Origin of the sequence: Hymenobacter qilianensis (assembly GCF_014489555.1) — a bacterium.
Lineage (GTDB): Bacteria > Bacteroidota > Bacteroidia > Cytophagales > Hymenobacteraceae > Hymenobacter > Hymenobacter qilianensis.
On record NZ_CP060784.1, the window covers coordinates 1,332,508 to 1,344,394 of the forward strand.

Genomic DNA, 11,887 nt, shown 5'->3' on the forward strand with positions numbered 1-11,887 from the left:
TCTACTGTATCACGCATCGGCTCTGGAAATGGCCGTCGGGGGTGTGGTAGCGCACCACATAAATGCCCCCGGTAAGCCAGCCAGAGCCAAGTCGCCCTCTGCCGCGTCTTTTACCGTCTGCGTGCGAACCACCTGGCCGCTTTGGTTAACTATACTGAGGGTGGCCGCAACAGTTGGCCCGGTATAGCGGTAGTACGCCCGCCCGGCCACAACCACGGTAGGATACACGTCGAAGCCAGGTACAACTTTGGGTCGTTTTAGGGCCCGCACAGGCGAATAATTCACCGTGCCGTCGAGGTCGGTTTGGCGGAGGCGGTAATAGAGCACCGCCGCTCCGGGCGGCAGGTTGTCATCGCGGAAAGTATAGCGGTGCGAGGCAGTGCTCGTGCCAGCGCCATTCAGCTTGGCGATGGCGGCAAAAATTTGCCCCCCAGTGCTGCGCTCCACCGTAAAGCTGGCGTTGTCCTTTTCTGAGGCCGTAGTCCAGGTTAAACTCACCGTAGAGGAGCCGCTGGCTACGGCCGTAAAGCTTACTAGCTCAACTGGTAAGGGGACAACACTGGAACCCTGGTAAAGATAGACCTGGCCTTGCCGGTTGTTTGCGTATGGGTCGCCGATCATTATATCGTCGTCCCCATCCCCATCGATGTCCCCGACCCCGGCTACTACACTCCCAAATAGAAAGGCAGTCGTTGTGCTTTCCGGTGTCTTCAATATGATGGGGCTCGTGGTATACAGCCCAGAACTGGACCCATGATAGAGATACGCTCTGCCCTTATTCCCATCAGAACCATAGGCTCCAATCAGTACATCAGCATACCCATCCTTATCCACATCCCCAGCGCTGGCAATGTCCAGCCCAAAAAAGCTCCCCGGCTTTGCCATGGGGTCATCGAGCGTTACATGGGTCGTGTTGATTCCGGCAGGGCCACCGTTATAGAAGTAAGCACGGTTCGGGGTGCCACCCAGACCGGCTATGATTCCTACCAAAATATCGGAATAGCCGTCTCCATTTACGTCTCCTACTCCACATACACTTACACCAAACTGGCTGAGCCTCACCCCATGAGGCTCATTTAGTATGGTGGGTGGGGTGACTAGTCCAGCGTTAGAGCCGTGGTACACGTAAGCACGCCCCCGATTATTATTGGCGCCCTGAGCCCCAATCACCACATCAGCATAGCCATCCTTGTTCACATCGCCAGCCCTGCTACGCTGACGCCAAACCAATCTTCACCTGTGTTGACTGGGTTGGCGATGATGACAGGAGTAGTGTTTATTCCTAAGCTAGTACCCCGATACAAGTAAGCTCGCCCTTGGTAGTTATTATTACCAAAAGCGCCAACCATTACATCGTTGTAGCTGTCGCCATCGATATCGCCGACGCCCGCCACACTGTTACCAAAATAATCGCCGCTATTGCTACCGGGGGAAGCCAGCAAGGTAGGATCTTCGGTGACAAGGCCAGTGCCGGAGCCTCGGTAGAAGTATACCCGTCTTGACCCACTACTGATGCTTTCAGCGCTTATCAATACATCGTCGTACCCATCGTTATCAATATCTCCTGCTCCCGCCATATTCTGACCAAAGGCGCGCGTATTTGCAGGGGCAACTAAGACCGTAGGATTGGCAGTAACCAATCCGTTTTTGCTGCCATAATAGAGGTACGCCCGGCTTTTGTATATAACACCTGAATTGTTAGCAGTGTCGCTGGCAGCAATGAGTACATCGTCGTAGCCATCTCCGTTTACATCGCCGGCTCCCGCTATGCGATGGCCGAAGGTGGTTCGCTTCTTCGGGCCAGGCTCAGCAATGGTGATGGGGGTAGTGATAAGCGGATCAATAACGAGCGGATAGGTGGCGCGCGCATCATCCACGACCAGCGCTACTGTTTTTTCATCGGCGCTGAGCTGCATTCGCGACGCTAGTACCCGCCCGGTTGCGTCCCAGGCGCGTAGGCCCGCATAGCGAAGCACTTCTTTGCCGGCCTCACGCAAGCTCAATGCCTGCCCATCCGCGTGCCCTGCTACTTGCAGATTGGTATGCAGAGCCAACTGCACCTGCACCGGACCGGACCGGCCAGCCGGCCGCTGAAACAAGGTATAGTTCTGACGCAACCCTGCCGGCGAGTTCTCATAATCGACGGCGAAGGCTGCGCCGTGGGCATATGCCGCCTTATTTTCCTGGCAGGTGGTACCGGTGGAAGTGTCTTCCGGCAAAAACTTCAGCTTATCGCCTCGCCCGATGCCGCGCAGCTTTAAGCTTAGCTGCCACGCCCGGGAAGCCTTGGCGCGGTCGGCGGAAACGGCCACGGTATAGGCCGCAGCGCCCAGGGTAGAAATTAGCCCCTGATCAGGATTATCGGCGATAGTGGCAGCTGAGTGCTCACTGGATTGATACAGAAAGTAGGCGCGGCGCTGCACATCAGCCAGCACGGCCGCAAGTTCGTCGGTAGCCGGAGCAGCCCGCGAAACTGCACTTTGAGCAAGTCCGGCGGCGGGTCCGTTAGCCAGCCCACCCGCACTAGGCTTGGCAGATGCTTCCTGGCTGGAAAAAAGCCCCCAGCGGGACCAGCAGCCTGAGTAGCAAGCGTCCGGCTGGTGGCGATAAAATTCAAATAAAAAAGCCCCCACTAACAGTGGCCACTACAAAAAAGCCGACAGCACAGATACAGTGCCTCAAAAACGAGGAAATGCGTAACATAAAAATTAGAGTAGAACAATTGGCTCATAGACACTTAACATTAGATAAGACACCAATAACCTGTAAAAGCAGGGGTATGGAGGTGGCGCAAGCTAGTGGGGTGCGCGGGCCCCTTTGTCCAACATTCAATCTGGCACAAGCCGGAAGGAGCGTTAGAAGATCTTTACTAAATATACATGTAAACGTTCTCGCGTTTGAAAGCAAGCAAGAAAATTTGTGACTAAGCCTACATATTTCTTAGCGCATAATCTTGCCGCGTAAGTCCCAGTGGCTGGATTTTACCGTCATACCATCACCTTCCCGCTTGATTGTGCGCGTGTAGCGCTCACCGGCAATGAGGCCGTCAGGTCGGCGCTTACCAAAAAATAACGTCACGGGTTCACCGTGCTGGTTGGTCACAAAGGTGATATCATAATCTTTGAACACATCGTGGATGCTGGTGGAGGGCTCAAACGTCTTGTTAAGCTTCTTTTCTAATTCGGGATGAAGGGGCATAATCTGCAGTTAAAAATTATACTAGGTGCTCACCTAAGCGCAGACAGCAGGTGTGAACTGGGACCTTTTGAAGCCGCCAAAAACTGCTGTTACCTGTTTTTAAGTAGCAGGAGATTAGGACAGGATCTCAGCCATCTGCTTTCCCGTGGCTGTTTATGAGGCGTCCTACCCGAAAACTCTGCTTCTATGGCTTAGGATGGCACATTGGTAGCTGGAGCATGCTTAATGCGAAACCGTATCCCCATGGCTCGCAGTCGCTTCCGGTAGTGCGCAAGCAGGCGCAATGTTGCCATATCCAGCCGAGGCAAGCGGCAATCAATCCAAACCAGGCGTTTTCCGCTGCGAGCCGCTCGTCGGAGTGCCTCCTGCAAGAGCGGCAGCGCAGGTTCCCGCTCTAGGTCTTGTACCAAGACAAGTCGATACGTACGCGGCAGAATTTCGTGGTATACCTGCATGAGTTGGTTCTGGTGGGAGAAAAACCGGGGCCGCTTCGAGCAGCACTCATGAGGTTATACGGCGGAGATAAAAGTGTCGGCTAGGCCTTACAGGCTAATTCTGTGTGTGATTTACCTTGAATCTTGGGCTGCGTATTTGTCGCAGCTTTTGTACAACTCAAACTACTGCGCAGCTACCTCACGATACTTTAATGCTTCATGGCTTTGAGTACCGCAGTCGTTCCAAGCTGCACGGTTTGAGAGCATTGCGGCAGCAAGCAGATTAGAAAATCTGAACTCGTGAGCTCAAGGATAAACCCCTGCGCTAATGACTTTGGCCCGATATTTCGTTGTTATAAGTAGAAATACTTAACAGACTCTCATCAGCGCGTCTGTACTCGACATTATTACTCACGGGCCTCGAGAGAAGCCTTTTACACCTCAAATTATGTACACGTTGTTATTGCAAGGGGCGGATCCATCGGCAGTGATGGAATGCGTTTGCCCGTATAAATACCTGCTTGGTTCAGCTTGCGGGAAAAGTACGTATTATCGATCTTTGTATTCCGTAATAATACTGGACTGATCATGCGTTCTACTTCCACCCTGAGTTCCCATCAAGCGCATCGCTTGGCGGTCTCGTTAGCATTCCATTTCCCTTCCTGTGCTTTTCTCACTCCGGGTCCTTATCATCAGCTGCTGCTTGAGGCCTTCGTGCGCGGGGAGCTAACAATGGATCAGGTACTGGTTCATCTGGAGGCTCACGAGTATGCGCCCGAGAGACGGTCAGTGGTGTATACAGCCTAATGTCTGGAGTTTACAGGGGCGTTTGGCTGTAAGACTATAAGACTAGTCGAAGTAGCCCTGATGTTTAAGTGGCACTGAATCCTGTACGCTTAAAATTGGCTTGCGGTAGGAGTAAATGCGCTAGTCTCAGGCTTTGCATTACGCTCAGGTACATGCAGTAGAGCGCCTCAGCCAAGAGTTGGAAGCAAGGGAATATGTATAGTCAGGTGCCCTGATAAAAAGAAAAGGCCTTTCCGTTATGGAAAGGCCTTTTTAGGTAGCGGGGACAGGAATGCAACCTGCATTTTTATACATACTACAAACGACCGTAAAAGTGGCCTTAAAATTCCAATAAGGCATATTTATCGTTCATGATATCTGTTTGAGTATGTCTAAATAGTGTTAAAATCAAGAAGTGTGTACCCCTACGTGTACCCGAATGGGGTACACACCCTATATTTGATACGGCAACTACACACACTTTCTATGGCAACCGTATCCTTTCACTTGAAAGAGCCGGGGGCAGACCGCCCTACGGCCATTTATGCCCTACTCACCATTGACCGGCGTACCCGGATCAAGGTCTATACTGGGCAAAGTCTTCACCCTAGTAAATGGGTTAAAGCGGACCAGCGGGCGCAAGTCCGAGGCAAAGGCAATGAACTGAATGGACACCTCAATGATGCACTGATTGCTATTGCGGAGCGGCTCCAGCTAGTCTATGCCGAGCACCTTGCGGCTGGGATGTTGCCAACTGCTGCCACCCTTCGTGAAGCTGCCGCACCAGCCCGAGCCGAAGAACCCATTGCTGCCCCAATCGCTCTTGGCGGAATGTTCTGGCAACGGTATGAGGAATGGGTTACTTACACACGTGACGCCGGCACAGTTCGGACAGCGCAAGCGCACGCTACAGCTGGCCGGCACTTACGGGAGTTTGCTGATTCGACTGGATACGCTGTAGACTTTGATACACTCTCCACCACCGTGGGAGACCGATGGGCAGCTTATCTGCTGAACGTGGCCAAGCTGACCGACAACACAATAAACAAACACCTAGGGCGGGTAAAGTCATTCATGAAATGGGCCGCCAAACGGGGTTACACTGAAAATACCGCGCTTGACCGTGTAAGCTGGGCACGCCGGGAGCCGGACGTTATTGCATTGGCTGCTGCCGAATTAGCTGCCCTGGAAGATCTGCCCCTAGCCCCTGGCTCCCGCCTCGACAAAGCCCGCGCCTGGTTCCTGCTGGCTTGCTACACTGGCCTACGGTATTCCGACTTGGTGAGCATCCGTCCTCAACACCTACGGCCCGCTACTGCTGCTATGCCGGCACTGCTTCGCATAACTGCAAAGAAAACGCGCTCTGTGGTGAACATACCTTTGAGCACCTCAGCCCTATCTATCGTTAATAGATTGCTGGCGGGAGAATTGGCAAGCATTAAAAGCCAGCCGATAACGAACCCTGTACTGAATCGCTTTTTGAAAGAGCTGGGGCAGTTGGCGGGCATTGATTCGCCCATCGAAGTTATTCGCTACCGGGGCGGTATTGCCGACGTAACAACGTGCCCCAAGTACGAAAAGCTGACTGTTCACACTGCCCGGCGCACGTTCGTGACCCTGAACCTGGGCAAGGGTATGAGCGCCGAATTTGTGATGAAGCTAACCGGGCACACGTCTTACAAGTCCTTCCAGCGGTATGTGAACTTGACGCCCCAGCGGGTAGCCGAGGAATTTGCGAAGTTCCACGAAATGCCGAGCACGCATTAAGGGTCTGTTAAATGGATACAGGAACCTCTTACCGTGACTATGAAAGTCCCTTGCCAGCAATAAATTGGGCCAGTGTAGCAGATGAGTCTGACTTAGAAGCTTTATCATTTTGGGTTTATGCTCTAGGAGACCACGACTGGCAAGGCGCGCCTGGAGAATTACCCCCGCCCATTCGTTACGAACGCATCTATTTCAACTCCCCAGAGCGAGAAAAATGGCTTAACGCACTAGAAACTTTGTTACGTCGAGCTATCCCATTTTTATACGATGAAGGGCAATTTGCTGTCCTTTCACAACATTTACCCTTTGAAACGAGACCGGAGCAACTACACCAAATGCTGGTTAAGAGCCTGTGGGCAGCAGACCGTCTAAAGTCATGGATTAGGCTAAGACGTGAGTCAGCAATTGAACAGTTTATCAAAGCGCTGGGTACAGTATATGCCGATGTTGATTATGGCCCTGACTCCGAATTTGATGTTGATGATGAATCTAAGATTCCAGTGAAGATTGGGCTACATCCCGACTGGGACGAACAGGAAAGGCTTCTTGGCTTGCTCAGAATGTTTGAAGTAGAAATTCAGAAAACTGCTGTGAGTGCTTCTCTTAGAGTCGCGGCTCACCGCTTAGAAGCGCTTGCTAATTTTCCATTAGAGGACTTTTTTACTGAAATTTCTTATCCAAATGCAATAATTAATTTAAATTCTTTTATTTATTTTCATCCTGGCCTTACTTGGCTCAACTTGGATGACTTCAAAACTCCCAATAAGTTGGAATCTGACTTTATTCAAGACTTTAGAAAGTCACTGGGGTTCAAAATAGGGTATGCTAAAGTAGCATTGGGTCTTGTGCTTGCTGCACTTGGCGAAAATGCTGTTTTACAGCATTCACCTTCCGTACCAATTGGTGCTTATCCTTGGACTTTTATAGAAGAGATAGCCGAAGAAATTGAGTTGCGTTCCAAGGGCAGATTTATGGTAGTGGATAAAAACATCCAAGCTGCCTGTGCCGGGTTTATTATAGCGTTAAAAGAGGTTAGCATTTTACCTAAAGAGAAAACGCTTCCAACACTATACGAAGCTTTTTCTGCCCATTACAACTGCAAAATTGGGTCTGACCGTGATGGGCCTATTCGTCAGCTTTGGAAATCGAAGGCTATAAAGGCGCTAGCAAAACGACAGGAAGGCCCGTCTTTACAAACCAAAGTCCCGAATTAAGTCCCGTAACCCACGTCGGGCTTTGTCTATCCATACCTAGGCGGACCTATTTCGCATCGTCGCTGACTTGCACACCTCTCCGTCAGCTTCTAACCGATGCCAGCTATTATCCCTGTGGGTGTTGATTACACTCAGCTATTAGAAGACTTCCGTGCTTTAATCCGGCATGAGCTAAACCATCATGCGCCGCCGGTCGCGCCCACCGGGGCTATCCCAGCGCTGGGCGACGAACTGCTGACTTTGCGTGAAGCAGCCCAAGTGCTAGACGTAACGGTGCAGACCGTACACGACTGGAAGCGACGTGGCTTGCTAAAATACCACAAGCTGGGCAGTCGCACCTACATAAAAAAGGCCGATGTGTTGACCGCACTAAGCGGGCATCAGCGGAGCGTTAAATCCGGCAAGGGGGGTCCCCGTGGATAAGCTGCTGCCTAATTCAAAACCGCCCTTAAGCTCTGACGAGTTAGCGGTCGCGCTTGCCTTAACCGGCAAAAGCACTCCTACCCCGACCGAATTGGCGACAGCGTTGCGAATAATGTACCCTGCTGGGGATGGACCGACTGTGAATGACGTGCTGGCGGCCGGCCAACTTGTTTACACAATTGATAGGCAACGCCTCCGGCTGCCTCCCCTCACGCCCGCCAAGTTAGAGCAACGCATGAAGACACCACCGGCCGGGCCAGTAGTCCCTCCCAGGGTCACCGGACTGTTTAGCTTTTACGAAGGAGGTGGTATTGGCAATACCACCCCTTCAATGACACTTACGCTAGCCGAATTACACGGGGTGTTAGTTTCGCCTCGATACAGTACTCGCACCAAGGCCCTGCGGGAAGCAACAGTAGATACAGCGCGGAAGGCAATCAAGAAAACCCTCGACTATGTGACCCCAGCTGGCGTTTTCAGCCACCGGGCAAATGCCGGGGTGCAAAGCCTCTCGGGGCTGTTGGTGCTAGATTTCGACCACTTGCCCGATGTGAACGCAGCTTGGGCAGCCCTGATGGCAGATGAATTGTTGGCACCGGGGCTAGCTATGCTGTTCACCAGTCCCAGCGGAGATGGCTTAAAAGCCATTGTATGGACTGACCCGGAAGCCGACCATTTGGGTAATTTCCGGGATATGCTGACTACTTGAAAGCCCATTATGCGCACTTGGGCCTCGTACCAGACGAAGCAGGTAAGGACCTCGCCCGCGCCTGTTTCGTGCCCCACGACCCGGCAGCTTGGCTTGCACCGCCCCCGATGCTTCGGCCGCAGCCTGACAGCCAATTCTATTTTTAAAAAAAGCTGGCAATGAAAATCAACCTCAAATCTTTGCGGGCGGCAACGCCTACCCCAAAAACTCATCTGCCCAACGGTTTTGCTCGACCCAATGCTGTACCCACCCCGCGGCAATCGGCCCCGAATGACACGCTGGATTGGTGCATTGAAACATTTAGCCGTGGACCGTGCCCCATGCCTAGCCAGGGCCGCAACGACTGGCTCGCCGCGCTGGCACTTTTCTGCAACGAGCGTGGGGTACTGGAAACAGACATGCTTTCCTGGGCGCTGACCCACCCCGCATTGCACGGCCACGGCGAAGACCGGATCATGAAGACCGTTAGCGGTATTTATCGCGAAAAAGTATCTGACCACGGCACTAAAGTGGCTGACTACAGCCATGGCCGGGCGGCAAGCCCTCGCCCACCTTCAACCAAAGCGAGCGAGGCGGAGTGGCCAACCCCAGCCGCCTTATCCCCACGCCTTCGGCCAGTGCCGGCGTTTAATGAGAATTTATTTCCGCCCGCTCTGCGGCCCGCCCTGCGTGATGTGGCTCACCGTCTGCAATGCCCGCCCGATTGGCCTGCCGTGGCCTGGATGGTGATGATGGGGGCTGTGGTGGGCAACCGCTGTGGCATCCGGCCCAAACAACTCGACACGGGATGGCTGGAAGTGCCAAATTTGTGGGGGGCGATAGTGGCCGACCCTTCCAAAATGAAAACTCCCACGCTTAACGCGGCGCTTTACCCACTCAAAGAGCTTGACCGCGTTGCCCGCAATGAACACCGTGATAATATTCGCTCACACGAAGCGGAAGCTGAGGTGCTCAAAGCCCGTAAGGAGGCCATTAAAAAGAAGCTCACTAGAGCCGCTGACAAAGGGATTGAGGATGATTTGATGAGTCTGCAAGCGCAACTGGCTAATCTTGAAGCAACCTCGGCCCCGGTGGCCCGCCGCTACTTAGTCAATGATAGCACTGTAGAGAAACTCGTCGAGTTGTTGATCGATAATCCTCGGGGCCTACTCGTTTTTCGGGATGAGTTGACTGGCTTATTGCTAACCTGGGAGAAGCAGGGCCGCGAAACCGATCGGCAGTTTTATCTAGAAGCTTGGAACGGCACCGGCGATTACGGGAGCGATAGAATTGGTCGCGGCTCCTCATATGTGCAAAATTGCTGTTTGTCGTTGCTGGGCGGTATTCAGCCCGATAAACTGGCCAACTACTTGAGGCAGACGCAAAACGGCGAAAACGATGGCATGACGCAGCGTTTTTCGTTACTGACTTGGCCTGACCCTCGCCCTTTTAAATACATAGACGTAGTTCCCGACCACGCCGCCCACGCCGACGCTGCTGAATTGCTACGCCGCCTTGATGCGTTAGACCCCATAAAGGCTGGGGCAACTATACGCCCTGGCGATCTTATTCCTGCTTTTCATTTCGACCTAGCCGCTCAAGAAGTGTTCGTGGCTTGGCTTACCAAATGGCAACTGGCGCTTGAAAGCAGCGATGAAAGCCCAGCTTTGGTGCAGCACTTGGCCAAATACCGCAAGCTGTTCCCAGCTTTGGCTTTGCTGTTTCACTTGCTTGAAATTGTAAGCGGAGCCACCGCACCCGGTCCCGTTAGTCAATGGGCCGCCGAATTGGCTGAGCAGTGGTGCGCCTATTTCGCGGCCCATGCCCGGCGCATTTACGCCTATGGTGCCAACGGTAGCAATGCTGCTACGCTAGGGGAACACATAAGTAAAGGCCACTTAAAGGCGAATTTCACTGCGCGCGATATTCAACGCAAAGGTTGGCAGGGCTTAACCGACAAGGTAGCGGTGGCAACTGCCTTGGAAGACCTGGTTGAGGCCAGCTGGATACGTGAACTACATGCCCAACCAGCTTCAGAGGTAGGACGACCACATAGTACGGTTTACGAAGCCAACCCCAGTATTTTTCTGAAAGGGCCAGAAAGCCGAGCACACTAAACTGACTTAATAAATCGCACATGTAAGGTGTTCCAAAAACCCTCTCTAAAATGCCTTGAAAATTCACTCTGCAAACGTCAAAAAGCGAGGTCAGCTAACTGTCCCTAAAACAGTAGCTTTACGAACACCAACATTCAATCTTATGCCAAGTACACCTGTTGTAGTATGGTTTGAAAAAGGCCGCTACCAGCACATTGAAAGTTTAGCAGATTTAGCTCAACAGATTCATAAAATGAATGTTACTGACACTGACTTAGCTAACCAAAATTATAGACTTAAGAATCGTCTTACTCTCATTTACCGCGAAGGGGATGGTGGCCCGACTAAGAGCGATCCCATCTTTAAACTTGACTCGATGGAACTAAATAATTACTCCTCATCGCCTCATGCTTTTTTGCGAAAATCGAACGCAGGAGAGTGGGAACTAAGAGATAATGAGAATAATTTGGTGCCACTCAAAGCAATAAGTGAAGCTAAAAACATCAATAACTTTTTTAAAAACGAAGAGGCATTTCGCAAATTATTCCCTAAAGCAGGTATTTGATCCACTGCTACACAATGACCGCTGCTATCTACGCCCGCGTCTCTACTAAAGACAAAGGCCAAACCAACGAAAACCAACTCCGCGAGCTACGGGCCTTCGCTGAACGCTTGGGCTTCACATTATATAAGGAGTACTGCGACCAGGAAAGCGGTGGTACCGCCAACCGGCCCCAATTCCAGCAACTGTTCGTTGATGCTCACCAGCGACGCTTTGATGTGGTGCTGTTCTGGTCGCTCGACCGCTTTAGCCGCGAGGGCGTGACTGAAACACTCAATCATTTGCAGAGGCTAACCACTGCTGGTGTCCAGTTTAAGTCCTTCACCGAGCCATTTCTTGACTCAACCGGGCCGTTCCGGGAAGCTATTATTGGTTTCATCGCTGCCATTGCCAAGCAAGAGCGGGTGAGACTGGGTGAACGAGTTCGGGCGGGGTTGGCTCGCAGCACGAAGAAATCGGGTAGGCCATCCCTGCCGGCCGACTTGGTAGCTAGTATCCAACTAGAATTGGATGCCGGCTTGGGACAGCGGGCCACTGCTCGCAAGTTGGGAGTGGCACCAGCAGTAGTTAATCGGCTAGCGCAGGCGAATGGAAAAAGAGTCGTTTCTGCTCAATCTAACTGATTCCTGACCGCAATCTGCCGGTACTACCATGAATCAAGCGCAAGTAGTAAGCTCCAATCCACAAATTATTATTTACCAAATGGCTGTTCGATAAGC

10 protein-coding genes are annotated in these 11,887 nt (G+C 52.2%); 7 read left to right on the plus strand and 3 right to left on the minus strand.

The window, feature by feature from the left end; genetic code table 11:
* Positions 1-9: 9 nt before the first annotated feature.
* The 3 genes from H9L05_RS06070 to H9L05_RS06080 all read right to left on the minus strand — a co-directional run bounded on the left by H9L05_RS06070 (position 10) and on the right by H9L05_RS06080 (position 3,198).
* Positions 10-1,197, minus strand: coding sequence for a VCBS repeat-containing protein (locus tag H9L05_RS06070; RefSeq protein WP_187733422.1), 1,188 nt, complete (start codon positions 1,195-1,197; stop codon positions 10-12).
* Positions 1,194-2,633, minus strand: a complete 1,440-nt coding sequence (locus H9L05_RS06075; protein WP_187733423.1) for a VCBS repeat-containing protein — start codon at positions 2,631-2,633, stop codon at positions 1,194-1,196. Before H9L05_RS06075 ends, H9L05_RS06070 begins: the two co-directional genes overlap by 4 nt.
* A gap of 307 nt (positions 2,634-2,940) precedes the next feature.
* Positions 2,941-3,198 (minus strand): hypothetical protein, encoded by a 258-nt coding sequence (locus tag H9L05_RS06080; RefSeq protein ID WP_187733424.1) that lies wholly within the window; start codon positions 3,196-3,198, stop codon positions 2,941-2,943.
* A 1,706-nt stretch (positions 3,199-4,904) separates the two neighbouring features.
* Between H9L05_RS06080 and H9L05_RS06085 the strand changes: the two genes are divergently transcribed.
* The 7 genes from H9L05_RS06085 to H9L05_RS06115 all read left to right on the plus strand — a co-directional run bounded on the left by H9L05_RS06085 (position 4,905) and on the right by H9L05_RS06115 (position 11,791).
* Positions 4,905-6,185, plus strand: coding sequence for a tyrosine-type recombinase/integrase (locus tag H9L05_RS06085; RefSeq protein ID WP_187733425.1), 1,281 nt, complete (start codon positions 4,905-4,907; stop codon positions 6,183-6,185).
* 11 nt (positions 6,186-6,196) lie between these two features.
* A complete protein-coding gene (locus tag H9L05_RS06090; protein ID WP_187733426.1) occupies positions 6,197-7,399 on the plus strand; it encodes a hypothetical protein in 1,203 nt (400 codons plus the stop codon).
* Positions 7,400-7,495: 96 nt separating this feature from the next.
* Positions 7,496-7,822 carry a helix-turn-helix domain-containing protein gene (locus tag H9L05_RS06095; protein WP_187733427.1) on the plus strand — a complete coding sequence of 109 codons (327 nt, stop codon included), beginning with the start codon at positions 7,496-7,498 and terminating at the stop codon, positions 7,820-7,822.
* A gap of 331 nt (positions 7,823-8,153) precedes the next feature.
* Complete coding sequence (locus tag H9L05_RS06100; RefSeq protein WP_187733428.1) at positions 8,154-8,531, plus strand: BT4734/BF3469 family protein; 378 nt, start codon at positions 8,154-8,156, stop codon at positions 8,529-8,531.
* Between the two features lie 158 nt (positions 8,532-8,689).
* Entirely contained in the window at positions 8,690-10,627 is a 1,938-nt protein-coding gene (locus H9L05_RS06105; RefSeq protein WP_187733429.1) for a YfjI family protein, read from the plus strand.
* Between the two features lie 55 nt (positions 10,628-10,682).
* Positions 10,683-11,171: a hypothetical protein gene (locus tag H9L05_RS06110; RefSeq protein WP_187733430.1), complete on the plus strand. Its 489-nt coding sequence runs from the start codon at positions 10,683-10,685 to the stop codon at positions 11,169-11,171.
* Positions 11,172-11,185: 14 nt separating this feature from the next.
* Positions 11,186-11,791 carry a recombinase family protein gene (locus H9L05_RS06115; RefSeq protein WP_187733431.1) on the plus strand — a complete coding sequence of 202 codons (606 nt, stop codon included), beginning with the start codon at positions 11,186-11,188 and terminating at the stop codon, positions 11,789-11,791.
* Positions 11,792-11,887 lie beyond the last annotated feature (96 nt).